Genomic DNA, 26234 nt, shown 5'->3' with positions numbered 1-26234 from the left:
GCAGTATGGTGAAGTTTACAGTATACGGCGAGCCGAAGGCAAAAGGAAGACCCAGGGTATCTGTCAGAAAATCAGGAGATGGAGAAAAGACGTTTGCACGGGCGTATACGCCAAAAGCAACAGTCGTATATGAGAATCAGGTAAAAATTGAATATGAGAATCAGTGCGGAAGTTTTCGGTTTTCAGATGATGCAATGCTGGATGTTCGGATATTTGCATTTTACGGGATTCCGAAAAGCACATCTAAGAAGAAGCGGCAGATGATGATTGAGGGTAAGATCAGACCGGTAAAAAAGCCGGATTTTGATAATATCGCTAAGATAATCTGCGATAGCCTTAATGGGATTGCATATCGTGATGATGCAATGGTTGTAGATGGGATGTTCCGCAAATATTACAGCGAACAGCCCAGAGTGGAGGTTTCGATAAGAGAGGTAGGAGGAGATCATGAACAGTAAAAATATCAAAAAGCATCTAAAAGCAAGAGTACGGGCCTGGACGGACAGTATAGACAATGAAGAAGTAAAGAAGGCTATTTCTGAAAACGTTATAGTAACTGGCGGCGCATTGGTTTCTCTTCTGACTGGAGAGCCTGTAAATGATTATGACATATATTTCAGGAATCAGGCAGCCTGCATTACCGTAGCCGGATATTATGTTAGCAAGTGGAACAAGTCACATCCAGATAAGCCAGTCACTCTCAAAGTGGAAGAAGAAACAGGAAAGGTAAGTTGTTTTATTTCATCAAAAGGGATTGCAGACGAAAACGAGGAAAAGAAAAGCGACATTTCCTATAATTTTGACACTATGCCAGAAGAGGACGATGCGGTTGGAGCGGAGCGGGAGCCGGAAGAACAAAAGGAACCGGCCAACGAAGACAGCAAGGAGAAGTACAGACCAAGGTTCATCACGAGCAATGCCATCACTCTCTCGGACAAAATTCAGATAGTCACTAGATTTTACGGAGAGGTTGAAGATATTCACAGAAACTATGATTTTGCACATTGTACTTGTGCGTGGAGTTCCTGGGATAATGAACTTTTCCTTCCGCAGAAAGCGTTGGAATGCATCATAAACAAGGAATTGTATTACATTGGTTCGTTATACCCATTGTGTTCAATTATCAGGACCAGGAAATATCTGGAAAGAGGATATCACATCAATGCAGGTCAGTATGTGAAGATGGCGATGCAGTTAAATGCATTGGATTTGACCGATGTAAAAGTTTTGGAAGATCAGCTTACCGGGGTTGACACGACATGCTTCCAGATGATGATTGATGAACTGAAAAAGCATCAGGAAGCGACTGGTAATGACAAGGTAGATACTACATACGCCATGGAACTTATCAATAAATTGTTTTAGGAGGAAGGAAAAATGGAAGATTGTAAAGAACTGAGGATTGAAGCGGATACCTTTGATAAGCTGAGAAGAGATGCAAATATCGTATTGCAGAGAGCGTTAGGAACCATGAAGGAGAAAGAAAGCATGGAGGGAAAGGTTTCTATCTCTGTGGATATTAAGCTGGTTCCGGAGTTTATTCCAAACTATGACCCAAATGTAAAAGGTGAAACAAGAAAAATCCTGAAACCGAAATTCGACCACAAAGTAACATCAGCCATCAACATAAAAAACGAAGAGAAGGGAAGCGTGAACCCTGAAATGGCAATGGTTTGGGATGAAGAGAAGCAGGAATATGTTTTGACGTACGTAAACAACACGGAACAGCGCAGTATCTTTGATACGGATTTCCAGGAAGCCATGAACGAGCCGGATGAAGACGCTGTCGGTGTTCCGCTCCTGGAGGGAGAAGTGATGGATGAAGGAGCACTGCCGGGGCCGGTAGAGGGCGATGTGAGCATAGAAGACTTCAGAGAGGATGATGACATAGGCGATGATGGCTATGGGTATGAAGAGGTAGATTAAAACGGACCGGTGGGGAGGAAAACATCTGAACCACCGGAAAAAGGAGGGATTATATGCGGTTTATAGAGGTTTTAAAAGCCGTCCGTAATAAATTTATCCGCCGGAAAGATAAAACGCAACCAGAGGCGAACCAGAAGAAACCAGAGGTGCAGGAAGTTCCAGAAGTACCGAAGAAAGCGGAGCCGGAGCATGACAGGCTGGTGCGGAGGTATAGGGCATTTGCTTATCATCACAGAAAGAGCCGTATCCGGAAAAAGTACATGAAAAAGCTGATAGAGATATCCCCGACAGACAGATTCCTGTATTGCGTGAGGCAGTACGGGATTTCCGCACACGACATGCAAGAGAGTGTATGCCGTATTGGAGTAGATTACTCAACCCGGACAGATTTCACGCCTGGTTCCATCGGTAGCAGAAAAACAGACCAAGGCGATAGCCGAATAAAGGGAGGGATTCTATGAAGAACAGGATGCAGAGCTTCGTCACAAGAGGAAACAATCTGGTCCAGAATGGAAAGACAGAATCAGCCATGAAATTGATGGCAAGCGGATTTGATTACTACTCCAGGAGGATTATCAAGGCAGTGACACCCTATGCGACAGCAGATGCAGGAATGCTGGTAATCGTCTTCCGGCATCTGGCAGACCAGATAGAGCAGAAGAACCAGGGAGCGAAAGAGTTTGCGGAAGGAATGGCAAAATGTCTGATCTTCCCAGAGCTGGAGGAGATAGAGAAACTGGAGAAATCGAACAGACATTGACAGAACATAGAATGGCAACCCGGAGGAAGAGATGTATGAGTACGCAAACATAAAAGCCTACAAGCCGGACCGGAATGGCACTCATTTGCAGATATTCATTCCTCACAGGAACTTGGAGGATGCAATCCTGCGGAAGAGAATCAAGGATTGCATGGTCTGGCTTGATGACGGAAGGCATATCAGTGCAAATCAGAGGAGAAAGGCATATGCAACTATCCGGGATATTGCAGATTTCACCGGCTACACTCCGGAGGAAATGAAGCAGAGGTTGAAGGTGGAGCATATCATCCGGACCGGCTGTAATGAATTTTCCCTGTCGGACTGCACGATGGACACAGCTAGGGAGTTCATCAATACGATGTTGGACCTGGCCCTGGAGTTAGGGGTTCCGCTCTTGGACTTTGGCAGTAACCGGACAGATGACATAGATCATTACCTGTGGGCCTGCCTGAAGAATAGAAAGTGTGCGATTTGCGGGCGGGAAGGAGAAATCCATCATGTAGATGCTATCGGCATGGGAAATGACCGAACGGAGGTGGATGATTCAGAAAGCCGGAAGATTTGCCTTTGCAGGATTCATCATACGGAGGCTCATACGGTAGGAATGGCAGAGTTTGAGAAAAGGTACAGAGTGTATGGAATTAAGTTCGTGGCATAGTGGTTATTTCATTTTTGGAAAGTGACGCACGCAATATTAAGAACTGTAGGAGGCACAGAATGAAGATAGGTGAATTAGACCAGCATTGTGGAAACTGTTCGATTGTTGATTATTGTGCAGAGCCGTTCGCTTCCCTATGCTTATGCACGAGGGGAGAATTGGCGGATGTAGACGAGGATATGTACAAATTCGTGGCAGAAAAAATTCAATCCACCAATAAACGCAAGATTAGCAATCAGAAAATGTGTGACCGAATATGCAGAGATATCCGAAGGGAGCAGAAAAAGGGAAGAAGGTGAGAATATGGGTGGAAAATATGACCCGTTTGGAACTTGTAGACAGTGTGGAGACAGAATCCTGTGGGTAAAGACAAAAGCTGGTAAGAATATGCCGGTGAATCCGGAACTGGTAAATTATAAGGCGGTTCCGGGAGGGAAAGAAAGAATCGTTACCCCGGAGGGAGTGGTAGTAGCGGGAGAAAAGTGCAGTGTAGATGAAGCTGAAGGCTGTGGATATATTTCTCATTTCGCAACCTGCTCCAGAAGGTAAAAGAAAAGACCACCCCATCGGTGAGGCAGTCCTTCAATATGTCCAGCAAGCAATATTGTAACAGATATGCAGAAAAAACGCAATTATCAATCAAGGAGGAATTACCGATGGGAAAGCAGCAGAAGCAGTTACTAAGCAAAGAAGTATTGGACCAGATCACAGAACATGCGGCGAAAGTGGCGATGGAAACCTACAACAAGCAGAAGGACCGGGAGGAGAAGGAGAAGTTCGACAGGAGGCTCAATAATACGAGATTGCTTCTGGAACATTATCGTGATTTCTCTGATTACGGCGATAAAGCAATATACCGAATTTATGAGGAACTGGACGAAGACGTGATTGATATTATTGAGATGATGGAGGGAAGGAGAACAGATAAGGATAGCAGGGTTGAAAGCATCGAAAAAGGAGTTATGAGGACCAGGGCGATTATGAATCATGTGAACGCCATGCTGGAAGTATACAAGAAAAGCTGTGAGGATTCCCCCTACCCGGAGGATAGAAGGAGATACCGTGTGGTGGAGGGGTTGTACCTGAAGAAAGTGCCGGAATCGGTACAGGATATAGCGGAAAGCGAAGGAATCGTGGAGCGAACGGTCTACAAAGACGTTACAGCGGCATGTAAGCGGCTTACTGCTCTTATCTTTGGAATTGATGGCTTCCAGAGATAGAATCCAACCAGGGGGCAATCACGGGGCAAAAAGAGGGCATTGACAGGGCAACTTACCAAATGGTAAGATGTAAACTGGAATCACTGATATGTCACTCCATAAAAATAAGGCGATTCAGATTGACACCAGCCGGTAAAGGGTTAGAATGAAGATGTGGAAAACTTACCAAACGGAAAAAAGTGGTGTTGAGAATGGTTAGAAAGAGTGACGCGGTGAGAAGCCTGGTAGCACAGAAGCAGTACAAACAAGCACTGCGGATTGCAAAGGACTTCCGGCTTGGTATAACAGCAGAGCAGTCATTGCGGATGAAGAAAGCGTATGAGTGCATGGTACATGAAAGATTCTACCTATCCCTGGGTGAAGATATTGAAGCCAGAATTGCTGAAGGAATCGAAACGCTTGTCAGCATCTACGGAAAGGAGAGTTTGAACAATGGCAAAGTTGTACACAAGCAGATTCAGTAACAAAGAGTTGGAAACGGGTAAGTATACGGTGGTCGGAGTTGTCCGGAGTATGCCGAAGTTTCCGGTGAAGTACAGAATATCCGGTGATATCATACAGATAGCACCGCCGGGATACCTGTGGAATGAGAACAACAGGGAAAGGTTCAGGGAACCGTACTTCAAGCATTTAGAAAAAAGTGGATACCCAGTCATCGGGGGAATCGTTCAGGCGTACCTGGATGAAGGCAAAGATGTAGTGCTATGCTGCTACGAAGATGTCAGAAAGCCCGATGAATGGTGCCATAGATTAGTCTTTGCGGAATGGTGGTACGAAAAGACGGGGCAGAAGATTGAAGAACTGCCCGATCCGTCACCGGACCCAGGAGCAAAGCAGAGGAAAAAAGAGGAGCAGATGCGCCAGGAGAAAGAATCTGGATATGAACAGATGTCGTTTATGAGTGACCTGTATCGTGCGATGTATCCTCACTACACAACTTAACCGCTGATAGCTTAGTGTTAGAGCACCCGGCACTTTACCGGGAGGACGCAGTGTTTGATTCCTGCTCGGCGGACCAAAAACAATGCCTCACTCAGAAACGGGTGGGGCTTTTCTTTTGCACTTGATTGAGATTGTGCAATTTGACAGTGATAGTCTCTCCGATCTCGGGGGATATAAAAATACCGATTGGTAAGATTGCACAAGAAACTTACAAAAGTATCAAGCTGTCGGTTTACACGGCAGCTTTTTATATGTCTGGGCTGTTTCTAAGTTGCATCCAGCGGCTTCACCAGACCGGGCAATAAAATATATAGCAACGAAGAAAGGAGAGTAATATGGCGATGTTTCAGAATCCAGGGGCATTCTTCCTGGGTACGTTGGTTCCGTCGGAGCAGAAGTTCTTGAAAGTGCTTCTGGAAAATGCCAGAAAGAACGGGTACACGAAGTTCGTGGAACCGTGCGCTGGTGCTTTCGCTATGTCACACCTGGCAGTGCAGGCGGGATTTAAGCCGAGCCGGGTGGAAGCATCGGACGTATCAATGTTTACGTCCATCATGGGGTATGCGATAGCAGGAAATCCGATGGAAGAGTTGAAAATCCATGCAAAGGGATTCAGCGATGAAGAATTGCTGGATCCGGCAGTAGCGATGTATGCATGGAAATATCTCAGTACAGCGAAGAATGCAGGTAAGGAATACTTCTACAATTTCATGCTTGACCTGGCAAGCAGAAGAGAAGAGCACATTAAGAATATCCGGGAACAGTTGGAGAGGGCAAAGACGCTGCTCAATGGAATGAATTACAGAGCACTTGACATGTGGAAGCACATGGCTGAAATCCTCGATGATGAACACTGTGTTGTGATTGCAAATCCGCCAACCTATACGGCAGGGTTTGAAAAGTATTACGACACCGGAGGCATGATGACCTGGAAGGAGCCGGAGTATGGGATATTTGACCCAGCCACCGGCCTGCAGGAGTTCATGGATATGTGTAAGAACGCAAAGTGCCTGGTTCTTTGCTATGAAGAGAATGAGCCAGGTAAGACAGCCGGAGAGCCAGTATTTGCCAGGTATGGCGTGAGGAGCGGGGTAAATGTATACCTCACATCAAATAGACCGGAGGAAGCAACGGCACTGGCGAATGGCAAGAAGATTGCCCGGCCAGGGGAAAGCAAGCTGAACGCTTTGGAGTGCAGTATGCTTCCAAGAGATTATGAAATCACGGAGAAAACCAAAGTACAGTTATGCCAGATAGAAAGAGCAGAGGCTCAGTATTACCGCCAGCTATGGACGCATAACTTTGTTGGTTCTTCCGCTCCTGTCAATATTGCAGTCTTGATTGATGGGAAAATAGCGGGAGTGTTTGGCGTTGATAAGTCGGCACTCACTATGGGAGCGTTCGGTACTCAGGTATCAGATGCTCTTTTTCTTATGTATGGCATGACGGTTCCACACAAGAAGTACCGACTTGGAAGACTGCTGACTATGTTGGCGCAGAATAAGTGCTTTGTCTATAAGATATGCACTGACCTGGAGAAAGAAAAGGTGGGGCATCTGAAAACAGTGCAGATGACAAAGTATCCGGAAGCAAAGGAAATGCGTGGGGTTATGAAATTAACGAAGCGCATACCGGATGCGAAGATGGGATTCCGGCTGACGTATGAATCAGAACTGAAGGACCGGACGGAGAAACAGACACTTGCTGAATGGTTAAGGAGGGAAGAAAAGTGGCAGAAGGAAAGAGCGAAAGCAAAATCAGCTATGAGCAAATAGCCGATATGGGTTCCGGGCTTATCATCGCAAGAGTTCCTGCTGAGTGTATCAGGGAACAGGATATTAACGCCCGGATAATGAAGAATGAAATGCAACGGCAACTCACAGATAACATCAAGAAGCGTGGACAGTTAGAATCACTGCCTTTTTGTGCGCTGACAGAGGAAGGAACCAGAATAGAGATTATCTCCGGGCATCACAGAATCCGGTCTGGAAAAGATGCGGGGATGAAAGAGTTCTTTGTCATTCTGGATGTTAGCGGCCTGAACCGGTCAAAGATTGTGGCGAAGCAGATAGCCCATAATGCAATCTCCGGATTTGATGATCAGTCCACGTTGAAGGAACTGGCAAGAATGCTGGAAGATGTGGACGATATGATTGAAAGCTATGCAGGAAAAGAAATCCTGGCAGAACCGGAGGCGGAACTGGAAAAATATCTATCGCCCACAGTGGAGTTTGACTGGAAGAACATAACCTTCACCTTCCTGCCGCACCAGATATCAGATATGCAGAAACTCATTGATGCGCTGGACGGAACCAAACCGGATGTTCTCGGCGTGGCAGATATAGAACAGCATAAACCCTTCCTGGAAACGCTGACAAGATATCAGCAGTTTGCAAACGTGAAGAATACCGGGGCAGCCATCCACGCCATGATTAAGTGTACCGGAGAAATGCTTGACGGGATAGGATTCACGGAAGATAGCGAATGGGTACAGCTAACAAGCATCTTCGGAAGCAGTGCGGTTCCTGCGGAAGCCGCAGAGATGATTCAGGAGGCAGTGAAGAAGATGGTAGATGATGGAGTGGTTGGACCTAAAAATAAGTGGCAGGCCATTGAATACTTAGCGGCTGAATATTTAGCCGGAAAGTAGGTGTAAAGCATGGCAGCACCGTTGAAATATAACCAGGCATACCACGATGACTGGGCATGGTCCTTGGCTATAAAAGGTGCTGACGATAATGAAATAGCGGAGGCGTTTGGAATATCTGTCAGGACGCTACACCGATGGAAGCAGGACCACGAAAGTTTCCTTCAGGCTCTTATGGCCGGGAAAGACCAGGCGGACGCAAAGGTAGAAAGAAAGCTGTATGAACGTGCTGTAGGATATCGGTATACGGAAAAGGAAAGCATCCTTGAAGTGGACGCTGATGGGAATCGAAAACCTTTGAAAGTGAAGACGGTTGAAAAAGAATGCCCTCCTGACGTATTGGCTCAGATGTACTGGCTCAATAACAGGAAGTCAAGCCACTACAAGCGCAATCCTGAGAATTTCGTTAAGCGGGAAGAGGTAGAAACAGAAGACGATGTTGTATTCTACTTGCCGGATAATGGAAGGGATGGCGGTGACGATGGCTAAAAGGCAGATTGTAATAAAACCGCAGCCCGGCCCGCAGGAAGCGTTCTTAGCCACTCCTGCTGATGTATGTATCTATGGTGGAGCCGCAGGAGGCGGGAAAACTTACGGGTTACTGATGGAAGCCATGCGGCATAAGTCGGACCCGGATTTTGGTGCCGTCATATTCAGGCGGAACTACACTCAGGTTACGGCACAAGGCGGTCTTTGGGATTCCAGCAGAAGCCTATACAGATATATTCGTGGTGCTATGCCAAGGAAGACCCCCAAATTGCACTGGGAGTTTCCGAGCGGGGCAAAAGTGAACTTTGCACACCTCGGAAGTGACGATGACTGTGAAAGCTGGCAGGGTTCTCAGATTGCCATGATTGGCTTTGATGAATTGACACACTTCAGCAGATACCAATTCTTCTACATGCTATCTCGAAACCGTACAGATTCAGACGTAAAGCCTTATATCAGGGCAACATGCAACCCGGATGCAGATAGTTGGGTTGCCGAGTTCATAGCCTGGTGGATAGACCAGAATACAGGGTATCCGATACCGGAGCGAAGTGGGAAGATACGTTACATGGTCCGTATCAACGATGAATTGATATGGGGAGACACAAAGCAGGAAGTCATCGAAAAGGGCGCAGACGAAGAGGAAATCAAGAGTGTTACATTCATTGCCAGTACCCTTCAGGATAATCAAATTCTGATGAAGCGTGACCCTGGATATCTGGCAAACTTGAAAGCATTGCCATTGGTGGAGAGAGAACGGCTTTTGTATGGGAACTGGAAAATAAAACCGGCGGCGGGCTTATTCTTCAAGCGGAGCCAGGTAGGAGCGTTCCTGGAAGCTGTGCCAGACGATGTTATTTCTTGGGCGAGAGGCTGGGATTTGGCAGCCACAAGCGAAGATGAAGACGGTGATCCGGCATACACGGCAGGCGTACTCATTGGAAAACGCAGGAATGGAAGATACGTTGTGGCAAATGTTACGAACGTTCGATTGGATGCAGATGACGTTCGTAAGCATATCAAGAGCACCTGCACGATGGATAAACAGAAATATAAGAGGGTTGTTGAAAGACTGCCGCAGGACCCAGGGCAAGCCGGAAAAGACCAGGCAAAAAGTTACATCAAAATGCTTGCTGGTTTTATTGTCAAGGCAATACCGGAGACTGGAAGCAAAGAAACCAGAGCAGAGCCATTTGCAGCACAATGGCAGGCTGGAAACGTGGACCTGGTAATGGGAGAGTGGAATGAGATGTATCTGACACAGTTAGAATCATTCCCTGAAAGTAAGTTCAAGGATATGGTGGATGCAAGTTCTTCTGCATTTGCAGAAATCGAAAGCAGAAATGCAGCTACTCCGCCACCTGGAGGACTGAACAAAGAAAGTTATTGGAGGAGGTGATAGACAATGGCACGAACAGATGAAATTGGTCGAATAGGGCAGAAACGATACGGCGGAACCTTCTACGAGGAGTTCCTGAGAGAATTGCGGGGAAAGAAGGGCATAGAAACATACCGGGAGATGGCTGAGAACGATGATACTATCGGAGCCATCCTTTTTGCTGTTGAAATGCTTATCAGGCAAGCCTCATGGACTGTAGAGCCTGGTGGAGATACCGCAAAGGACAAAGAAGCCGCTCAATTCGTGGAAGAGTGCATGAATGATATGCAGGATACCTGGACGGATACCATTTCTGAAATCTTGTCGTTTTTGACATACGGATGGAGTTTCCATGAAATTGTCTATAAGCGGAGGATGGGAAAGACCAGCAATCCGAAGACACGAAGCAAGTACAATGACGGTCTGATAGGATGGAGGAAATTGCCTATCAGAGCACAGGAAACTCTCTACCAGTGGGAGTATGACAATGAAGATAACCTGGTGGCTATGACACAGTTGCCGCCGCCAGATTATGGGCTGATTACGATACCGGTAGAAAAAGCCATGTTGTTCCGGACGAAAAGCAGGAAGGGGAATCCGGAGGGGCGAAGTATTCTCAGGAACGCATATCGTTCCTGGTATTTCAAACGCCGCATACAGGAGTATGAGGGAATTGGAATAGAAAGAGACTTGGCTGGGCTGCCGGTATTCACAGCACCGGAAGACCTGGACATATGGGATGACAATGATCCGGATATGGTAAAACTCAGAAGTGGGATGGAAGCCATGGTGAAAAGCGTCCGGGTAGATGAACTTGCCGGAATCGTAAAACCAGCCGGGTACGAATTTGAATTACTCAGTTCCGGCGGAACGAAGCAGTTTGATACCAATGCAATTATCCAGAGGTACGATACCGGGATGGCAATGACGGTCCTGGCTGATTTTATTTTCCTTGGACACCAGCAGGTAGGCAGCTTCGCTCTCAGTTCTGATAAGACGGAATTATTTGCCATGGCGATAGGGGCTTATCTGGACATCATATGCGAAACGTTCAACAGTCAAGGAATCCCTCAGTTGATTGATATTAACGGCAGTCACTTTGATGGAATTACCGATTACCCAACGCTGGAACATGGTGATATCGAAAACGCCGATATTGTTAAAATAGCAACCTACATCAAGGATATGACGGGAGTTGGCGTACTGGTTCCTGATGATGGGCTGGAAGATTACGTGAGAGAAGTGGCAGACCTTCCGGAACGGTCGGGAGATACGAGAGTTATTTCCAACGAGAGACAGGCGCAGCAGAATCAGAGTGAGCCGCCGGAGCCGGAGGTAACGCCTGGAAATCCGGATGAAAGTGAGCCGAAAGAGATACCGGATGAAAAAGTCCAGGCCGCAAAGAAACGGCTGGGAAGGAGCGGTTAAGATGTTCCTTTTCAAGCAAAAGAAGGGTAAGAAGAAACTCAGGACGCAGGCCAGCATAGAAATCCTGGACCGGCTTAATGGATATCTGGATGAAAACACGGCTGAACCGGTTGAGTTCCTTGTTGGATTCTGGAAAGACCAGGAGGATGCTTTTACCTACAAAGAAATCCGTCAGGCTATATTGGACGGTGTGTTGTCAGAGGAAACGATACGGCTGTGGATGCAGGATTATTCCATCATGGTATCTGAGAGAATGTATCCGGTATGGCAGAATGCAATGGCGGCAGGCTCCATAGGGCAGCCTATCATGGATGCCTTTGCTGCTGATTTTGCTTTTGACCTGAATACGCCATCTGTTCTGTCGTGGATAAATGAGAGAGGGGCTGAATTTGTTACTTCCGTGACAGACGAACAGAAACGGGCGATAAAGTCAATGCTGACACAGCATGTAAACGGAACCTACACGGTAGATGAACTGTCAAGAGTTATCCGTCCATGCGTAGGGCTTACTGAATCTCAGGCAAAGGCTAATCTCCGGTATTACAATTCAGTGAAGACTAAGCTGAAAGAACAGCATCCGAAGATGAAACCGGAGAGTGTCAGGAATAAGGCCAGGGATGCGGCAATCAAATATGCGGAGAGACAGCACAGGCAGCGGGCCTTTGACATTGCTCAGACAGAAATGGCGTTTGCTTACAACAGAGGTGCTGACGAAGGTATCAGGCAGGCACAAGGACAGAATTTTCTCGGAGTGATGGAAAAAAGGTGGAGCACTTCTGGAGATGGGAATGTGTGTGATATGTGCCGTGGACTGGACGGTATGCAGATTCCGATGGATGATGAATTTGATTTTAAAGGAAAAATCCTGTTTGCCGGTCAAAAGAGAACACCGCCTGCACATCCCAGATGCGCTTGCGCTGTACAGTACATAGAAGTATCTCCACCAGTATTCAAAGAAGGGAGTGGTTAAAATGCTTGTATTCGGGGAAATGGTGCATACCCCAACAAATCCTAAGACAACTGATTCAAATGCAACCAGAGGGAAACCAGAGAGTACCAGAAGCGTTCTGAAAGGACGTTTTAAGATTCATAAGTCGGATGATGATGAAATGCTTGCCTTTGGTTGGGCCAATGTAGCAATCACATCAGATGGAGAACAGGTCACTGATTTGCAGGAAGATATTGTGGACCCGGATGTTCTGGAACATGCAGCCTATAATTTTGTGGAGTTCTACCGGGAAGGTGGAGAGATGCACGAGAGAGGAGGCTGCGCTGTCTTAGTTGAAAGCATCATGTTTACAAAAGAAAAGATGGCGGTCATGGGTATTCCGGAAGGAACCTTGCCTGAAGCATGGTGGATAGGATTCAGAGTGACGGACCCTGATGTATGGGATAAAGTTAAGTCGGGAGAGTACCCGATGTTTTCTATAGAGGGAGAAGCTGTCCGAGAGGAGGTTACCGATGGTTAAAATGAATGAAATTATTCCGAGAGTAGTTATCAAAGAAACGATAAATGGTACAGAAATTAGCATAAATGGGAAAGTGGTTGAAGGCGTGCAAAAATATAGTGTTGAGCATGAAGGAGGTAAACTTCCTGTTCTTCATTTGTATCTTATAGCCGCCAATATGGAACTGAATGAAAAAATGATTCCAGCACTTCCGGAAGTTTTCAAGGATTTTTACGAACCAGTCCATAAGGATAATTCAGAGAGCACCCAGTAGGGTGCTTTTTGCATTATAAAAACCCAAAAGAAAGGAGGAAACGGAAAAGTGGCTACAAAGCTAAAGGATTTAAAGATTACAAAGGTTGACTTTGTAGATACCGGTGCAAACCCCAAAGCAAATGTCTTGCTGTACAAAAACAAAGACGGAATCCCAGGAGGGAGTGCCGCAGGAGTACAGGGAGAAAAAGTTGCGGAGGGAGCAGAGGAACCTAAACAAGAAAGCATCCTGAAGAGGTTTTTTTCTGCTATCGGAAAAGCAGTCGGCATGAAACCGGAGGAAATAGATACAGCCGTAGAAGAGATTGAAAAGAGCGGCGCACAGACATTCGGAGAGCAGTTGAAGGAGCGGAACAGGCGGAAAATCAATGATGAAATATGGGATATCTGCTATGCCTTGCAGAGTTCGCTATGTTCCATCATGTGTGACGAAGAGGTTGACAACGCTCAGGAATTGATGCAGTCCAGCTTAGAGCAGTTCAGCGCAACAGTTACGGCAGCTATTCCACAGTGGATTTCAGGAAATGGAGCCAACGTAATCAAAAAATCGGCTGAACCGGTAACAGAGGAGGTATTGAATTTCATGAAGTTCTCGAAGGAACGCTTGGAAGGAATGATTGCTGATGCTGAAACCGGAGAACCGGTAAAGAAAAATGCTGATAACGGCGTAACAGAAAATGTGGAGTTGAAAGGAGAAGAAACCATGATTGACAAGAGTTTACTCACACCGGCAGAGAGAGCTTTTTTTGAGGATATCGAAAAGAGATGCAGTGTTGCCCCTGCCGCAGTTGACAAAGCCGACCCTAAAGGAAAGAAAGCGGGTGAAGGCGAAGGGGAAGAGGAGGATGTTGCTAAGAAGGGCGATAATAAGCTGACTGTAAATAAAGTGGCTCCTGCAACAGAAGATATCTATGCTGGCCTGCATCCGCTGGTCGCTGCTGAATTGCAGCGGTTACAGAAACGTGCAGACGAAGCAGATGAAAAAGAACTGGCAGAGATTGCTAAAAAGTACGAAATCATCGGCAAGAAGCCGGAGGAACTGGTTCCTGTCCTGAAAAGCCTGAAAAACGCAGGCGGCAGTGCGTATACGGATATGATCGGTATTCTGGATGCTTCTGTTGAGGCAGTGAGCAAATCCAGCATGTTCGCAGAAATCGGTAAGAGCGGCGGATATGGAGGTTCTGAACCGGATGCATGGTCCAAGATTGAGAAAAAGGCCGATGAAATCCAGGTTGCAAACCCTGACATGAACCGCCAGGCAGCTATTGACAAAGCCTGCCAGCAGAACCCGCAGTTAGTCCATGAGTACGAAAGTGGAAGATAGGAGGTAAACGAGATGGCAACATATTTAGGAACGACAATCAATGAAAGCCCCACAATCAACCTGGAAGCGGGGGAAGATATCCAGGAAGCACAGGGGAAAGCGGTAATCATTTCCGGAGGTTTGGCTATAACGGCAACGGCAGGAGCCAATGCCATCGGTATTATCCCTCTTTCGGAGGATGAAGAAATCAAGAAAGGCTCCGATGTTACCGTACAGGTGAAAGACATCGGAGCATGGGTAGCCGGAGCGAAAATCGTGATCGGTGATGAATTGACTTCTGATGCTGACGGATTTGCGGTGAAGGCAGCAGCAGGCAACTTCATCACAGCGGTTGCTCTCACCGCCGCAGCGGAAGCCGGAACCATTATCAGAGTACAGCTTATCAAGGCTGGATATAAAGCATAGGAGGTAAGAAGACATGGGAAACAGACAGGTAACAACGAATGGGGATATTCAGGCAAGAATCCTGAAAGGGTGGAAGCCGAACAGATATCTCAGCAATATGAGCATGGCGTATTTTGCAAACCCGGCGGATTGGGTGGCAACGAGAATCTTTCCAATCTGCCCGGTTGCACTGACTACGAGTTTCTATTACACATTCCTGAAGGGTGACCTGGCAAGGGATAATGTTCAGAGAAAGCCTGCATATGGCAAAGTCAATCCGGCGGTAATGGGGCATACCGATAACACCTACAAGTGCGAGGTAGACCAGATTATTACCGGAATCGACCAGATTGGTACTCTTGACTACCAGAGAAGCAATTCTCCGGCATCCATTGACCCACGCCGGTCAAAAGTAAGATTTGTCTCCGAACAGATGAATCTCCACCTGGACGTACAGTTTGCAAAGCACTACTTCAGGGAAGGCGTGTGGGAGAATGAGCTGGAAGGAATTGCATCCGGAACTCCGGGCGCAAGCCAGTTCCTTAAATTCAGCGATGCGAACTTTGACCCGGTACATTTCTTCAACGCCCGCCGCCGGGAAATTAAACTGAGTGGGCGCAGGGAGCCGAATAAGCTGGCACTCGGATACGATGCATACATTGCACTGACTGAGCATCCGGATATCCTGGAGCGTGTGAAATACACCGGCTCCACAGCGAACCCGGCAGTAGTAACTAAGCAGGTATTGGCTCAGATTTTGCAGATTGAGGAGATTGCGGTCCTGGAAAGCACCTACAATATTGCGGAGCCTGGACAGCCGGACGATATGCAGTTTATCTGTGACAGCACAGGTGCGCTTCTTTGCTATGCAACACCGACACCGGCCATTGATGAACCGTCTGCCGGATATACTTTCACCTGGGATATGCTCGGTAATGGTAACTGGATGGCAACGGATCAGTTTGAAGGAGAAGGCGGAACCCATACAGAGTTTATCGAGGGTCTTATGTCTACAGATATGAGAAAGACTGCCGATGACCTGGCCTGCTACATGAAGAATTGTGTATAGGAGGAACCTTATGAGTGAATTTGTTTGCAAAAAGCCTATCACACTGTCAGGAAGAAGTTTCTCCTATGGGGAGGTTATTCCGGATGGATATGTTCTGCCGGGGAGAGCATTGACGCTGATTCACAGTAATTATATTGCGGAGGTAGAAAGCGGTGTGCTTCAGGCAGAAGAGGCAGTAACCCCTATTCGCCCATTTCAGAGCGAAACAGGGGAAACCCTCATTACAATACCGATTAGTACCGAAAACGGCATCCTGGAGGTAATCACGAGTTCTCAGACTGTAACCACAGTATTCTCTATCATGCAGAAAACAGTGGAGGAAGCTGAAAAGGATATCGCCGGACTGGAAGACGAAAATGCGCTGATTCTTCTGAATGCTGCCGATTCCCGAAAAGGAATCCAGAAAGCGGCGGAGGAACGTGCTACTCAGTTGAATAAAGGACCGGAACCACCGGAAGACAATGCAGATAACGGGGAGGTTCAGGAAAAGGGTGGTGCCTGATGGAAAAGAGGTACACATACGAACCAGAAAAAATCAGGGAGTGCGGCAAAGACCGCATGAGGTTTGAACTGGGCGATACGATGGTTGAGGGCGGAGCGGAAACCTCCGCCCTTAGTGATGCAGAAATAAAAGCCGTGTTGGAGATGTTTCCTGGGAAGTGGAAGAGAGCAAAGCTGGCACTGCTGGAAAGCATTTGCCGGAGATTCGCATATGAGCCGGATACGAAAACAGGCCCGTTGTCTTTCTCATTTGCTGAACGTGCGAAAATATGGAAAGAGGACTACGAGAAGTTGAAGAAAGAAGTTCAGAACAGTTCCGCTACAATTCCTCAATACGGTGCCGGTCCTGATGGCAGGAAACGCCCGCCATATTTCTATGCTGGAATGATGGAAAACGGGGAGGCGAAATCGGAATGAGAACATTCATGTATCTGAGGCCGGGGAATCTGTATAAGGATTTCATTGTGGAGGAAAATATCGCTGGCGTGAATGCGTCAGGAAGACCAAAGACATCATATGTGGGAGACGGAACAAAGATGGTAAGAGGAGTACTTGCTGAAGCTGACAATAAGCAGAAGATGCGATGGGAACAGTTACAGCATCCTATTTCTCACACTATTGTCCAGAGCGGAAGACCCAATGCAAAAGCGGAGGATAAGCTGATTCTGGGAGAACGGATATTTCTTGTCCAGGGTGTCGATGAAGCCGGAAGCCTGGGAATCTGCACCATCTATTATGTGGAAGAAAGGATGGATGTGAAATGAGCAGTATAGGCCAAGCGGGAGCAGCACTGAGAATTGCGGTAGACCGGGTGGTAGAAAATGTCGGAAGACAGGCGGTATCCAGGGGAACCAGGGCTGTTAATGCCATCCGGAATGCAGAATTAGATGTGCTGAAAGGCTCCAGGAGTGGGCGTGTCTACAAGAAACCGTACAGCAGTGCAACTTATACGGCTTCAGCGCCCGGAGAGCCACCGGCAAGAAGAAGTGGAGCATTGAGGCTGAATTGGCATGGTGAGGTGCAAGGAGGAAGTGCGGGAAGCGGCGGTGTACAAATAACTGCTGTGCTTGAAAGCGAACAGCATTACGCTGGGTATCTGGAAAATGGTACGTCCAAAATGGCACCACGTCCATACAAAGACAAAATAACCGAAAAAGCCACGCCTGAAATCGTGGCAATCTACAACGAACCATACAGTTAGGAGGTGCGGAGATGGCGTTGATAGTAGATTCGATAACTAAAGTGTTTGATACCGCACAGATAAAAAAAGGCTATCTCATGTACGCAAAGCATCGTTCCTGGCCGGATGGACGGGGCGGGTTCGTAACAGCAGTCACAGATAAACAGATCACGGTGCAATATCACCCAGGGATTGCTAACGTGACGAATCATTTCTTCCTTCCGGCTGATGAAGTTGCCGCAGGGGAATGGGAAGTACGCTGGTCTGCTGACATGATTGAAGTCCATGAATATAGATCAGGAGGCGGTGTTGGAGATGACGTTGGAGGAGTTAGTTCATAGTTGGTTCACGAACCATGAGGGAGTAGCGGGAAGACTGGCAAGATATGACGGGAAACCGGCTATTTTCTACCAGACAGCACCGGCAGATAATCAGCGTGGTTGGACGTGCCAGTACCCACGGATTGTATATGCAATAGATATGCAGGCTAATCAGGAAAGAAAGAGCGCAGGAACTATGGAAATAAGCCTGCTATGCGATGAAGCGGGCATACCGCCGGAAGAAATTGAGCCTGCAATAAAGGAGTGCCTGAAGGACTTAATCATAAATCCGGATAACGGTTCACCGTATTGTTTTGCGTGGTCCAGAACAGACGGCTTTGAAATACCTTCCAGGGAAAGCGGCACGGATACAAGAATCATCGGAATGGAAATCAGGTTCGATATCTTAGAATACACATGCCAGGAAACAACGGACCCAGACCCCGTGGTTGCTTTGAATCAGTATATAAAGAGGATAATGCCAGAAGCCTTTGTTTTGGGGCAAGACAATATGGATTCCTTCAGAGTAGCAGATGCGAAAGCACCGGTTTTTTACTGCCGATTAGATACCGTGGAAAAGGGTAGAGAAACAAATACCGTGGCGTGGATGGACGGCAGAATTGCAGTCCACGTTCTGTGCTCTGCCGCAGACCTGAGATTGAAATGGGTAATGGCATTGGCTAACGGCCTGTCACTGGCCGGTGAGGTTGCAATGCTGGATAAATCGCCTATGAGAATTAAGCGATTGCAGGTAAATAATAAAGCTGACTATCTGAAGGACGGTCAGCTTATCGTAACAGTTCAATACGGTCTGCTCAGATACAAGAACAGACCGCACATGATTGTAGAAGTTGGAACGGACTTCAGATAGGAGGATTCCATGGAAAAGAAGACTGCCGACACAAAAGCGGCGGAAAAGAAAACGTCTACGGAATCTGTTTACGATGTGAATGAATTGGCAAAATACGCAGAAAAGGTATTCGGACCAGAGGTACGGAGCGAGTGCGTTGTTGCTGCCTTTAAGTTTGCAGGAAAGACAGAAGCTACAAGACCGGAGGCGAAAAAGATTGTAGAAAGTTTTATGAAGAAGGAGGTCAAGTGAAATGGCGGGAACGTACATGATTGGCGAGACAAAAGTAAGACCCGGAACATACTTCAATATCCAGAAAAAAGGAGATGGAGCGGCTGCCGGGGCAACGAACGGCATTACCGGCGTACTCTTCAAGTCGGACTGGGGGCCGCTGAACGAAGCGGTTGAAGTGAGTATTGATGACGGTTACGAGAAAACCTATGGCACCGATGGAACAACGGATGCTATTGGTCTGGCGTTTGAAGGCGGAGCAGTTACGGCTATATGCTGCCGTGTAGGGAACGGAGGAACCCAGGGGAATGTAAAACTGAAGCTGGAAGGTGGAAGCGTTGATGCGGTTTCCATTACCACGAAATATGTAGGCTCGAAGGCATTTACCGTATCCATCAAGGATAAATTATCTGACGATAGTATGCGGGAATGTATCATCTATGCCGGAACAAAGGAATTTGAAAAGGTCGCTTTTGCGAAAGGCGGTGATGAAGTCACTGCTCTGGTGGAAGCGTTCGCTGGTTCTACGAACTTCAAGGTTGCAAAAGTCGGCAGCGCAACAGGGGAACTGGCGGCAGTTACCCAGACTGCAATGACAGTCGGAACAGACCCGACAACAACGATTCAGGACTACAGCAACGGATTCAACGCCATTGAACCGTACTACATGAACACGGTTTGCGTTGATACGGACGATCAGGCTGTACATGGACTTCTGGATTCCTTCCTGGACCGCATCTTTAACATGGGCCAGTTGACAATCGGTGTAGTTGCCGAGAAGAAATCAGTTGCCCTGGAGGACAGGATGGCACATGCGGCAGCATTCAACAGCGAGAAGATTGTGTATGTTCTCAATTCTTCTGCCACAGGAACCACTTACGGGGAGATTGAAGGATACCAGACGGCGGCTAAAATTGCAGGCATGATTGCAGGCTGTCCTTCCAATACATCCCTTACTCATACAGTTCTGGATAAAGTAACTCAGTTGAATGACGTGCTTACACCTACCCAGATGACAAAAGCGGAACAGTCCGGTTGCCTGGTTCTCAGCCTGAACAAGAGCAAGCAGGTGTGGATAGACAGTGCTATCAATACGCTGATAACCCCTGATGATAACCAGGATGACGGCTGGAAGAAAATCCGAAGGACAAAAACCAGATATGAAATGATTACAAGAATGAACGACCAGGCGGATTCTCTTGTCGGAAAGGTAGACAATGATGCGAATGGTCGTTCTACTATTATCAGCCAGCTTCAGGGAATCGGTGACACGATGGTTGAAGAGGGGAAACTGGTATCCTGTACGGTAACAGAAAGCACAGTATACAAAGCTGATGGAGACAGTGCTTGGTTTGTGATTGACTGCGTGGATAAAGATTCCGCAGAACATCTCTACCTGACGTACTTCTTTAGATTCAGCACACAGGAATAAAGGAGGAATGAGTTATGCCTATTAACGCAAGGGCAGCCGGTGATTCCCGGCACGCAAGAACAGGTAAGGACGGAGCGTTTTACAACAAAGACGGCGTAATGTTGGCAAGCGTGGAGACATTCACATCAAACGTGACTTTCAACAATGCAAAGTACAATGTGCTCGGTGATCCGCAGGAGCATGAGACATCCGCTTCCTTTTCAGTCAGTCTCACGATGACGCAGGTTGTTGTAGAGGATGATGCTTTTATCATCGAACTGGTGGAAGCAATGGAAACGGGAATCATGCCGGTATGGGATTTCCAGGGAACTCTCAAAGGACTGAATGGCTCTGAGGAGAGAATGGTATACAGAGATTGCCTGCCGTCCGGACAGGTGGATTTACAGAATATCGCAGTTGGCGATGTTATCAAGAGGGCATGGAACTTCTTTGTAAACAGACCGCCGAAATTACAGAATTTGTTGTCAATCGGTTAATTCAGAAGGGCATCATATCGGAGATGGTGTGGTGCCCTCATATTTTCAGTTTAGGAGGAAATCAGAATGGATAAGAAAGAAATGGCAGTAGCACAGGCAGAAGAAAAAACACCGGTAGAGGAAAGAGAGTTTACAGAGGAGCAGAATAAGGCACAGACCAGAATGTTTGAAAATGACTTCATCAATGGACTGATTGCGGCGGCTGGATTCCGGACAGATGAAGTAAAGCATCTGGAAATCAGGCGTGGAGGCGTTCTGTATTTTGCATTCGATATCCGTGCTCTTGGCGAGGACGAATACAACAGATGTAAAACCAAGCACACAAAGTACGTGCGTAACAAGCAGCTTGGCATTAAACTTCCGGAAGATACGAATACGGTTAAGTACAGATGTGCCATTATCTATCAGGCTACTGTAGAAGAAGACCGTGCGAAACTCTGGGATAACAAGAAAATCTGGGATGCACTGAATGATAAAGGCTGCCAGATTATGAATGGGCTGGATGTTATCGAATACGCCCTGAAGAGTGGAGAAAAGGAAAGGGTAATCGAAGAGATTGATAAACTCAGCGGTTATGACAGCAGCGACAATCTGGAGGAAGTGGCAAAAAACTGATAAAGGCCGGAGGAAAGGCCACGCTACTCCATCACATATTCCAGAAAACAGGAATGACAATAGATGAATTTTACGAGAAGCCCCCTGGTGTGAGGGCTTTTTTGCTTGCGTCAATGCAAATAACGCTTGAATCCTACAAGGAAGGAGGGGAAGTAGATGGCTGAAACTGTGAGAATTGAAATACCGATTGAAGTTACGGATAATACAGACCCGGAACTGTCGAACATCGCCAATTCGTTTGAGCAGGTCGATAGTGCGGCGAGACAGGCGCAGAACTCTGTAAACAGAGCCAGCAGAACCGTATCACAATTCGATAGATCAGCGGAGAGGACACAAAAAAGTCTTTCAAGCTGGATGAAGCAGAAATACCAGTACCAGTTGTTGTTAGAAGCTAAAGACAAGGTTTCTCCCATTGTGGATAAGCTGAAATCCGGACTGAAGACTATCGGGAACAAGACCTGGAATATCACGATGAAAGCGGTAGATCTGGTTACATCTCCAGTCAGAGGAATTATCAATCTGCTAAAGAATCCCGTCTTCCAAGTAGGAGCGGTACTCGGAGTGAGCATAGGGCTAAAGGATACAATAGATACCTTTGCTAACTTCGAGGCCGCAATGAGCCAGGTGAAAGCTATAAGTGGCGCTACAGGGGAAGATTTTGACAAGCTGACTGAAAAGGCTAAGTACATGGGTGCTACCACAAAGTTTACGGCCACGGAAGCGGCAGAAGGATTTAACTACATGGCGATGGCTGGGTGGAAGACCCAGGATATGCTTGACGGTATTGAGGGAATTATGTCTTTGGCGGCGGCATCCGGGGAAAGTCTGGGAACCACCAGTGATATTGTTACAGATGCTTTGACAGCCTTTGGGCTGAAGGCTTCGGACTCCGGGCATTTTGCTGATGTTCTGGCGCAGGCATCCGCAAATGCCAATACCAATGTTGGTATGCTCGGAGAGAGTTTTAAATATATCGCTCCGGTAGCGGGGGCTATGGGATACAAAATCGAAGATATTTCCCTGGCACTTGGATTGATGGCAAATTCCAGCGTAAAGGGTACTATGGCCGGTACTGCATTAAAAACCGCACTTGCAAACATGGCAGCCCCTACAGACAAGATGGCGGCGGCGATGGATCAATACGGAATAAGTCTCACTGACGGAAAAGGAAACATGAAGTCCTTCAGGGGCGTGATGGATAATCTGAGAACCAGCTTGGGAGGATTGTCAGAAGCAGAACAGACCGCAGCGGCATCCACTATTTTCGGTAAAGAAGCGATGGCGGGTATGCTTTCCATCATCAACGCATCGGAAGAGGACTACAACAAATTAGCTGATGCAGTGAACAATGCAGACGGGGCATCCCAAAAGATGGCAGACACCATGCTTGATAACTTGCAGGGTGCTTTTACATTATTACAGAGTGCTGCTGATGGCGTTAAACTGTCACTGGGAGAACGTCTCAAACCGTACCTGATGGATTTGGCTACCTGGTTGACGGAGCAAATGCCTAATATTGAGGCTGGACTTATGCACTTAATGGACTATGTGGACGAAAAGGTTGATTCCTTCAAAAAGAAAATTGCAGAATTTACAGCTACAGATGAATGGAAAAATGCAGACTTCATGGGTAAGGTTAAAATTGCCTGGGATGAAATCATAGCACAGCCATTCGGAGAGTGGTGGGATAACAAAGGCCATTCATTCTTTGTCGGAAAAGCCGGCTCTATAGGTAGAGGGATAGGAACTGCAATCTCCACTGGCCTTCTGGCATTGCTTGGAGTGGATGTATCCGGTGCGATAGATGAAGGGGCCAGTGTTGGCTCCGCTTTTGCGAAAGGACTGATTGACGGTTTTGACGTTGGAGCATTGAAAGATAAAATATGGTCTGCTATCCAGGGAATATTCTCCAATGCAGGAAAAATTCTTCCAGGAGGAGAAGAAGCAGATTTGTCATCGTGGATATCAGCGGCGATGATTGCTAAAGTTGGACTTCCACTGTTGAGTATGGGAACAAAAGGTATTAGCCTTGGAAGAAGTATTTTTGGGAGCCAGACAGTTTCCACAGATGGAGGAGGAACCACGGTGGTTCCTGGAATCGGAAGAAGAATGATAGGAAGTGCCGGAGCCGGAACGGGTATTCTCGGTTTTGGTGCAAACACGGCAATTAGTTTGGGCGCAGGAAACCTGGCTGGCGGAGCATCACTTTCCGCCGGAGCGTTATCTGCTCTCGGTCTTGGTGCTGTAGCTGGCGGAGCGGTCGGAGGTGCCACGTTAATAAGCGGAGGTGCTGACCTGTACAAAGGATTTACTTCCAAAGACAAGGAAGAAGCGGCGGCGTATAAAGAATCTGGAGCGTGGAAAGTCGGAGGCGTTGCGGCTGGTGCGGCGGCAGGCGCAGCTATTGGAAGCGTTGTACCTGTTCTCGGAACGGCAGTAGGCGCTTTGATAGGTGCAGGTGTTGGAGGTATAGCAGGATGGATCAAGGGTGACAGCGCAAAGAAAGAGTATGAGGAAAACCTGAAAGCGGCACAGGAGGAAGCTGAAGCATTGGCACTGGCTGAAGAACAGGCAAAGTACGAATCACAGGATTTGAAGGATGCTCTGGCTGATAGCAGTATGACGGCGGAAGAGTTCGGTCAGAAATTCCAGAAAGCCGTAGGTGAAAACCTGAAGAACCATTTCGGAGATGTTAAGCTGTCAATGCAGGAGATTCAGGATATTGCCAGAAAGATGACCTTCGGTGAAAACATTGAAGGTGTTACCAAATTCTCTGACGCTTCGGAATCAGCAAAGCAGGCATACAGCAACATGGAAACTGCTATATCCAATATGGATAAGTTGAACTGGAAGGCAAGCCTGGGAATGAAGTTTGACGATACGGAGATACAGGAGTATGTGACCGGGATAGATGCACTAATCCAGAGCGCAACGGATTATGTAGAGAGTAAACACTATGAAGCAAAGACGGCAATAGACCTTTTAGTGGAACCAAACACAGACATTGATATGACAACGGGAATGAACGCTGCATATGCCAGACTGCAAGAGCAGATAAATTCACTCGGAAACGAGCTGACGGCAAAGGTCAATGTAGCCCTGGAAGATGGTGTTATCACGCTGGACGAACAGGCTGAGATTACAAACCTTCAGAACCAGATAGCAGAAATTACTCAGAAAGTATCGGATATCCAGACCGAAGCGGAGTTCAAGGCACTGAAGATTAAGTACAGCGGAGCAAATCTGGATGCTGATTCCTTTGCGGAATTGCAGGCGGAATTGCAGGAGCAGGTGGAGAGTGCTACACAGTCATATGATGAAGCACTGAAAGTTGGAATTGCAAGCCTGGAATTGCAGTTAAGTGAGGGTGCTATAGACCAAAGCCAATATGATGAACAGCTTCAAGCCCTTGCGGACGGATACGAAGCAAAAATATCTGATATGCAGGTCACGGTAGAAAACTTCCAGTTGGAATCTATTGCTGAAGCATATGCAACAGAACTGGATGGAATCCTTCCGGATATTGAGGGAACAACAGCAGAGAAACTTAAAACAGCACTGCATAATGCTATGGCAAGCGGTGTGGACGTAACAACATGGGATACGGCAACGGCTTCACAGTGGTTAGGATTGGATAGTCTTAGCATGGAGGCGCAGACGGCAATTACAGAAATGATGAGCGGAGTTGCAGAAACCATTCCGAAGAGTATGCAGGAGCAGATAACATCTGCCTTCAGCAGTATAGATATGAGCGGAGCATATTCCGGTATTGATTTTGTAGGGCCGTTTTCCAATGAGTTTTATGAACAGATGGCAGCAGTAGAATTAACCGGCGCAACAGACCCGCTTATGTCATCTATTCAGACCGGATTGCTTACTGGTTTGACTGCCCTGGACTATTCTGGCATCGGCACTGGTGTTGGAAGCGGAGTTGGAGGAGCAATCCAGAATACGGATATGGGGCCAATCAACTCAGCTATCGGAACTTTAAAGGGGAATACCGGAACTGCAATAGATTCCGCTTTTGCCCCTGGTTTTAATACAACCACGCCGGTTACTATCACGGCGAATTATAAGTTGGCGAATCCATCGGCAACAATCAGCTTCTCCGGAGGAGGTTCCGGAACAGCAACGGTAAATGCCAGCATAGCATCAAACGCAAACGGCGATATTGTAGACGGCCCGATTCTTTCATGGGTAGGAGAGGACGGTCCGGAAGCGATTATCCCTCTAGGAAGCAAGAGGAGAAACAGAGGACTTAGCCTGTGGGAAAAAGCCGGGGAGCTGCTTGGCGTAAAGAAGTATGCTGAAGGAGGTGTGGTTGGAAATCCAAGATATAGCCCAAATCCGCTCCAAAACAATGAGGACTTAAACTATATCAACGAAACACTTTCAAAGGCACCACGGGGCAATAATGAGTTATCAGAGGGTGATATTGAAGACATACCTCAGAACGAACCGGTTTCCGTATTAGCCAGGGAAGATAAGGAAGAAAGAAGCACTGAAGTTAATGTAACAGTGCAAGTCAACCCGACATTCCAGGTAAACGAAAGCAGCGGGAAGGAAGAGGATATTATCAGGATCATTAAAGCCAACATGAAAGAGTTGGCAGATGAAATAGGTGGAGAATTGGCAGAGAGACTAGAGATGGTGTTCTCAAATATGCCGGTAAGGGAGGCGTAA

Annotated in this window: 33 protein-coding genes and 1 tRNA gene; all 34 read left to right on the top strand. The window is 47.1% G+C overall.

Going from position 1 to position 26234, the window contains the following annotated elements; translation table 11 throughout:
- The first annotated feature begins 5 nt into the window (after window positions 1–5).
- The 34 genes from ARB69_RS01545 (at window position 6) to ARB69_RS27445 (ending at window position 26234) form a co-directional block, all read left to right on the top strand.
- The gene (locus tag ARB69_RS01545) at window positions 6–458 is read left to right on the top strand and encodes a RusA family crossover junction endodeoxyribonuclease (protein WP_055150279.1); all 453 of its coding nucleotides are present in this window, start codon (window positions 6–8) and stop codon (window positions 456–458) included.
- A complete protein-coding gene (locus tag ARB69_RS01540; protein WP_055150276.1) occupies window positions 448–1365 on the top strand; it encodes a hypothetical protein in 918 nt (305 codons plus the stop codon). Before ARB69_RS01545 ends, ARB69_RS01540 begins: the two co-directional genes overlap by 11 nt.
- Before the next feature lie 12 nt (window positions 1366–1377).
- Window positions 1378–1926 (top strand): hypothetical protein, encoded by a 549-nt coding sequence (locus ARB69_RS01535; protein WP_055150273.1) that lies wholly within the window; start codon window positions 1378–1380, stop codon window positions 1924–1926.
- Between the two features lie 53 nt (window positions 1927–1979).
- Window positions 1980–2387 carry a hypothetical protein gene (locus ARB69_RS01530; protein ID WP_055150270.1) on the top strand — a complete coding sequence of 136 codons (408 nt, stop codon included), beginning with the start codon at window positions 1980–1982 and terminating at the stop codon, window positions 2385–2387.
- Complete coding sequence (locus ARB69_RS01525) at window positions 2384–2686, top strand: hypothetical protein (protein ID WP_055150267.1); 303 nt, start codon at window positions 2384–2386, stop codon at window positions 2684–2686. Before ARB69_RS01530 ends, ARB69_RS01525 begins: the two co-directional genes overlap by 4 nt.
- A 31-nt stretch (window positions 2687–2717) precedes the next feature.
- On the top strand, window positions 2718–3344 hold the full coding sequence (locus ARB69_RS01520; RefSeq protein WP_055150264.1) for a putative HNHc nuclease: 627 nt from the start codon (window positions 2718–2720) through the stop codon (window positions 3342–3344).
- A gap of 59 nt (window positions 3345–3403) precedes the next feature.
- Window positions 3404–3643, top strand: a complete 240-nt coding sequence (locus ARB69_RS01515) for a hypothetical protein (protein ID WP_018595890.1) — start codon at window positions 3404–3406, stop codon at window positions 3641–3643.
- A gap of 4 nt (window positions 3644–3647) precedes the next feature.
- The gene (locus ARB69_RS01510; protein WP_018595891.1) at window positions 3648–3893 is read left to right on the top strand and encodes a DUF6083 domain-containing protein; all 246 of its coding nucleotides are present in this window, start codon (window positions 3648–3650) and stop codon (window positions 3891–3893) included.
- A 107-nt stretch (window positions 3894–4000) separates the two neighbouring features.
- On the top strand, window positions 4001–4564 hold the full coding sequence (locus ARB69_RS01505; RefSeq protein ID WP_018595892.1) for a hypothetical protein: 564 nt from the start codon (window positions 4001–4003) through the stop codon (window positions 4562–4564).
- A 191-nt stretch (window positions 4565–4755) separates the two neighbouring features.
- Window positions 4756–5028 carry a hypothetical protein gene (locus tag ARB69_RS01500; RefSeq protein ID WP_055150261.1) on the top strand — a complete coding sequence of 91 codons (273 nt, stop codon included), beginning with the start codon at window positions 4756–4758 and terminating at the stop codon, window positions 5026–5028.
- Window positions 4997–5506, top strand: coding sequence for a hypothetical protein (locus ARB69_RS01495; protein WP_055150256.1), 510 nt, complete (start codon window positions 4997–4999; stop codon window positions 5504–5506). The genes ARB69_RS01500 and ARB69_RS01495 overlap by 32 nt, the downstream gene beginning before the upstream one ends.
- Window positions 5507–5582 (top strand) — tRNA-Lys (locus ARB69_RS01490).
- Window positions 5583–5841: 259 nt separating this feature from the next.
- A complete protein-coding gene (locus ARB69_RS01485; protein WP_055150253.1) occupies window positions 5842–7281 on the top strand; it encodes a hypothetical protein in 1440 nt (479 codons plus the stop codon).
- Window positions 7236–8156 (top strand): ParB N-terminal domain-containing protein, encoded by a 921-nt coding sequence (locus tag ARB69_RS01480; protein ID WP_018595897.1) that lies wholly within the window; start codon window positions 7236–7238, stop codon window positions 8154–8156. Before ARB69_RS01485 ends, ARB69_RS01480 begins: the two co-directional genes overlap by 46 nt.
- Before the next feature lie 9 nt (window positions 8157–8165).
- Window positions 8166–8642 carry a hypothetical protein gene (locus ARB69_RS01475; protein ID WP_018595898.1) on the top strand — a complete coding sequence of 159 codons (477 nt, stop codon included), beginning with the start codon at window positions 8166–8168 and terminating at the stop codon, window positions 8640–8642.
- The gene (terL, locus tag ARB69_RS01470) at window positions 8635–10041 is read left to right on the top strand and encodes a phage terminase large subunit (protein WP_083486982.1); all 1407 of its coding nucleotides are present in this window, start codon (window positions 8635–8637) and stop codon (window positions 10039–10041) included. Before ARB69_RS01475 ends, terL begins: the two co-directional genes overlap by 8 nt.
- A gap of 6 nt (window positions 10042–10047) precedes the next feature.
- The gene (locus tag ARB69_RS01465) at window positions 10048–11448 is read left to right on the top strand and encodes a phage portal protein family protein (RefSeq protein ID WP_055150248.1); all 1401 of its coding nucleotides are present in this window, start codon (window positions 10048–10050) and stop codon (window positions 11446–11448) included.
- Window positions 11402–12418 (top strand): phage minor head protein, encoded by a 1017-nt coding sequence (locus tag ARB69_RS01460; RefSeq protein WP_055150246.1) that lies wholly within the window; start codon window positions 11402–11404, stop codon window positions 12416–12418. The genes ARB69_RS01465 and ARB69_RS01460 overlap by 47 nt, the downstream gene beginning before the upstream one ends.
- A gap of 1 nt (window position 12419) precedes the next feature.
- Entirely contained in the window at window positions 12420–12917 is a 498-nt protein-coding gene (locus ARB69_RS01455) for an XkdF-like putative serine protease domain-containing protein (RefSeq protein WP_087148790.1), read from the top strand.
- Window positions 12910–13170, top strand: coding sequence for a hypothetical protein (locus ARB69_RS01450; protein WP_018595903.1), 261 nt, complete (start codon window positions 12910–12912; stop codon window positions 13168–13170). Before ARB69_RS01455 ends, ARB69_RS01450 begins: the two co-directional genes overlap by 8 nt.
- Before the next feature lie 48 nt (window positions 13171–13218).
- Window positions 13219–14493, top strand: coding sequence for a hypothetical protein (locus ARB69_RS01445; protein WP_055150243.1), 1275 nt, complete (start codon window positions 13219–13221; stop codon window positions 14491–14493).
- Between the two features lie 12 nt (window positions 14494–14505).
- On the top strand, window positions 14506–14898 hold the full coding sequence (locus ARB69_RS01440) for a capsid cement protein (protein WP_018595905.1): 393 nt from the start codon (window positions 14506–14508) through the stop codon (window positions 14896–14898).
- A gap of 13 nt (window positions 14899–14911) precedes the next feature.
- Complete coding sequence (locus tag ARB69_RS01435) at window positions 14912–15946, top strand: hypothetical protein (RefSeq protein ID WP_018595906.1); 1035 nt, start codon at window positions 14912–14914, stop codon at window positions 15944–15946.
- Between the two features lie 10 nt (window positions 15947–15956).
- On the top strand, window positions 15957–16448 hold the full coding sequence (locus tag ARB69_RS01430) for a hypothetical protein (protein ID WP_018595907.1): 492 nt from the start codon (window positions 15957–15959) through the stop codon (window positions 16446–16448).
- Window positions 16448–16864 (top strand): hypothetical protein, encoded by a 417-nt coding sequence (locus ARB69_RS01425; RefSeq protein ID WP_018595908.1) that lies wholly within the window; start codon window positions 16448–16450, stop codon window positions 16862–16864. Before ARB69_RS01430 ends, ARB69_RS01425 begins: the two co-directional genes overlap by 1 nt.
- A complete protein-coding gene (locus ARB69_RS01420; protein WP_018595909.1) occupies window positions 16861–17211 on the top strand; it encodes a hypothetical protein in 351 nt (116 codons plus the stop codon). Before ARB69_RS01425 ends, ARB69_RS01420 begins: the two co-directional genes overlap by 4 nt.
- Window positions 17208–17648 carry a hypothetical protein gene (locus ARB69_RS01415; protein WP_055150241.1) on the top strand — a complete coding sequence of 147 codons (441 nt, stop codon included), beginning with the start codon at window positions 17208–17210 and terminating at the stop codon, window positions 17646–17648. Before ARB69_RS01420 ends, ARB69_RS01415 begins: the two co-directional genes overlap by 4 nt.
- 11 nt (window positions 17649–17659) lie before the next feature.
- Complete coding sequence (locus tag ARB69_RS01410) at window positions 17660–17968, top strand: DUF5026 domain-containing protein (protein WP_018595911.1); 309 nt, start codon at window positions 17660–17662, stop codon at window positions 17966–17968.
- Window positions 17943–18818, top strand: coding sequence for a hypothetical protein (locus ARB69_RS01405; RefSeq protein WP_055150239.1), 876 nt, complete (start codon window positions 17943–17945; stop codon window positions 18816–18818). Before ARB69_RS01410 ends, ARB69_RS01405 begins: the two co-directional genes overlap by 26 nt.
- 9 nt (window positions 18819–18827) lie before the next feature.
- Entirely contained in the window at window positions 18828–19049 is a 222-nt protein-coding gene (locus ARB69_RS01400; protein WP_018595913.1) for a hypothetical protein, read from the top strand.
- A gap of 1 nt (window position 19050) precedes the next feature.
- On the top strand, window positions 19051–20460 hold the full coding sequence (locus ARB69_RS01395; RefSeq protein ID WP_018595914.1) for a phage tail sheath subtilisin-like domain-containing protein: 1410 nt from the start codon (window positions 19051–19053) through the stop codon (window positions 20458–20460).
- A 14-nt stretch (window positions 20461–20474) separates the two neighbouring features.
- Complete coding sequence (locus tag ARB69_RS01390; protein WP_018595915.1) at window positions 20475–20936, top strand: phage tail tube protein; 462 nt, start codon at window positions 20475–20477, stop codon at window positions 20934–20936.
- A gap of 66 nt (window positions 20937–21002) precedes the next feature.
- Window positions 21003–21551, top strand: a complete 549-nt coding sequence (locus ARB69_RS01385; protein ID WP_018595916.1) for a phage tail assembly chaperone — start codon at window positions 21003–21005, stop codon at window positions 21549–21551.
- 156 nt (window positions 21552–21707) lie between these two features.
- Window positions 21708–26234: a phage tail tape measure protein gene (locus ARB69_RS27445; RefSeq protein ID WP_055150236.1), complete on the top strand. Its 4527-nt coding sequence runs from the start codon at window positions 21708–21710 to the stop codon at window positions 26232–26234.

The organism is Faecalicatena contorta (genome assembly GCF_001404335.1).
Taxonomy (GTDB): Bacteria; Bacillota; Clostridia; order Lachnospirales; family Lachnospiraceae; genus Faecalicatena; species Faecalicatena contortus_B.
Note: the sequence above shows the minus strand (reverse complement) of the source record. Positions and strands in the feature narration are given on the sequence as shown.

Coding starts and splice junctions, on each gene's coding strand:
- ARB69_RS01545 (WP_055150279.1), top strand. CDS start 6: ATGGTGAAGTTTACAGTATACGGCGAGCCGAAGGCAAAAGGAAGACCC.
- ARB69_RS01540 (WP_055150276.1), top strand. CDS start 448: ATGAACAGTAAAAATATCAAAAAGCATCTAAAAGCAAGAGTACGGGCC.
- ARB69_RS01535 (WP_055150273.1), top strand. CDS start 1,378: ATGGAAGATTGTAAAGAACTGAGGATTGAAGCGGATACCTTTGATAAG.
- ARB69_RS01530 (WP_055150270.1), top strand. CDS start 1,980: ATGCGGTTTATAGAGGTTTTAAAAGCCGTCCGTAATAAATTTATCCGC.
- ARB69_RS01525 (WP_055150267.1), top strand. CDS start 2,384: ATGAAGAACAGGATGCAGAGCTTCGTCACAAGAGGAAACAATCTGGTC.
- ARB69_RS01520 (WP_055150264.1), top strand. CDS start 2,718: ATGTATGAGTACGCAAACATAAAAGCCTACAAGCCGGACCGGAATGGC.
- ARB69_RS01515 (WP_018595890.1), top strand. CDS start 3,404: ATGAAGATAGGTGAATTAGACCAGCATTGTGGAAACTGTTCGATTGTT.
- ARB69_RS01510 (WP_018595891.1), top strand. CDS start 3,648: ATGGGTGGAAAATATGACCCGTTTGGAACTTGTAGACAGTGTGGAGAC.
- ARB69_RS01505 (WP_018595892.1), top strand. CDS start 4,001: ATGGGAAAGCAGCAGAAGCAGTTACTAAGCAAAGAAGTATTGGACCAG.
- ARB69_RS01500 (WP_055150261.1), top strand. CDS start 4,756: ATGGTTAGAAAGAGTGACGCGGTGAGAAGCCTGGTAGCACAGAAGCAG.
- ARB69_RS01495 (WP_055150256.1), top strand. CDS start 4,997: ATGGCAAAGTTGTACACAAGCAGATTCAGTAACAAAGAGTTGGAAACG.
- ARB69_RS01485 (WP_055150253.1), top strand. CDS start 5,842: ATGGCGATGTTTCAGAATCCAGGGGCATTCTTCCTGGGTACGTTGGTT.
- ARB69_RS01475 (WP_018595898.1), top strand. CDS start 8,166: ATGGCAGCACCGTTGAAATATAACCAGGCATACCACGATGACTGGGCA.
- terL (WP_083486982.1), top strand. CDS start 8,635: ATGGCTAAAAGGCAGATTGTAATAAAACCGCAGCCCGGCCCGCAGGAA.
- ARB69_RS01465 (WP_055150248.1), top strand. CDS start 10,048: ATGGCACGAACAGATGAAATTGGTCGAATAGGGCAGAAACGATACGGC.
- ARB69_RS01460 (WP_055150246.1), top strand. CDS start 11,402: ATGAAAAAGTCCAGGCCGCAAAGAAACGGCTGGGAAGGAGCGGTTAAG.
- ARB69_RS01455 (WP_087148790.1), top strand. CDS start 12,420: ATGCTTGTATTCGGGGAAATGGTGCATACCCCAACAAATCCTAAGACA.
- ARB69_RS01450 (WP_018595903.1), top strand. CDS start 12,910: ATGGTTAAAATGAATGAAATTATTCCGAGAGTAGTTATCAAAGAAACG.
- ARB69_RS01440 (WP_018595905.1), top strand. CDS start 14,506: ATGGCAACATATTTAGGAACGACAATCAATGAAAGCCCCACAATCAAC.
- ARB69_RS01435 (WP_018595906.1), top strand. CDS start 14,912: ATGGGAAACAGACAGGTAACAACGAATGGGGATATTCAGGCAAGAATC.
- ARB69_RS01430 (WP_018595907.1), top strand. CDS start 15,957: ATGAGTGAATTTGTTTGCAAAAAGCCTATCACACTGTCAGGAAGAAGT.
- ARB69_RS01425 (WP_018595908.1), top strand. CDS start 16,448: ATGGAAAAGAGGTACACATACGAACCAGAAAAAATCAGGGAGTGCGGC.
- ARB69_RS01420 (WP_018595909.1), top strand. CDS start 16,861: ATGAGAACATTCATGTATCTGAGGCCGGGGAATCTGTATAAGGATTTC.
- ARB69_RS01415 (WP_055150241.1), top strand. CDS start 17,208: ATGAGCAGTATAGGCCAAGCGGGAGCAGCACTGAGAATTGCGGTAGAC.
- ARB69_RS01410 (WP_018595911.1), top strand. CDS start 17,660: ATGGCGTTGATAGTAGATTCGATAACTAAAGTGTTTGATACCGCACAG.
- ARB69_RS01405 (WP_055150239.1), top strand. CDS start 17,943: ATGACGTTGGAGGAGTTAGTTCATAGTTGGTTCACGAACCATGAGGGA.
- ARB69_RS01400 (WP_018595913.1), top strand. CDS start 18,828: ATGGAAAAGAAGACTGCCGACACAAAAGCGGCGGAAAAGAAAACGTCT.
- ARB69_RS01395 (WP_018595914.1), top strand. CDS start 19,051: ATGGCGGGAACGTACATGATTGGCGAGACAAAAGTAAGACCCGGAACA.
- ARB69_RS01390 (WP_018595915.1), top strand. CDS start 20,475: ATGCCTATTAACGCAAGGGCAGCCGGTGATTCCCGGCACGCAAGAACA.
- ARB69_RS01385 (WP_018595916.1), top strand. CDS start 21,003: ATGGATAAGAAAGAAATGGCAGTAGCACAGGCAGAAGAAAAAACACCG.
- ARB69_RS27445 (WP_055150236.1), top strand. CDS start 21,708: ATGGCTGAAACTGTGAGAATTGAAATACCGATTGAAGTTACGGATAAT.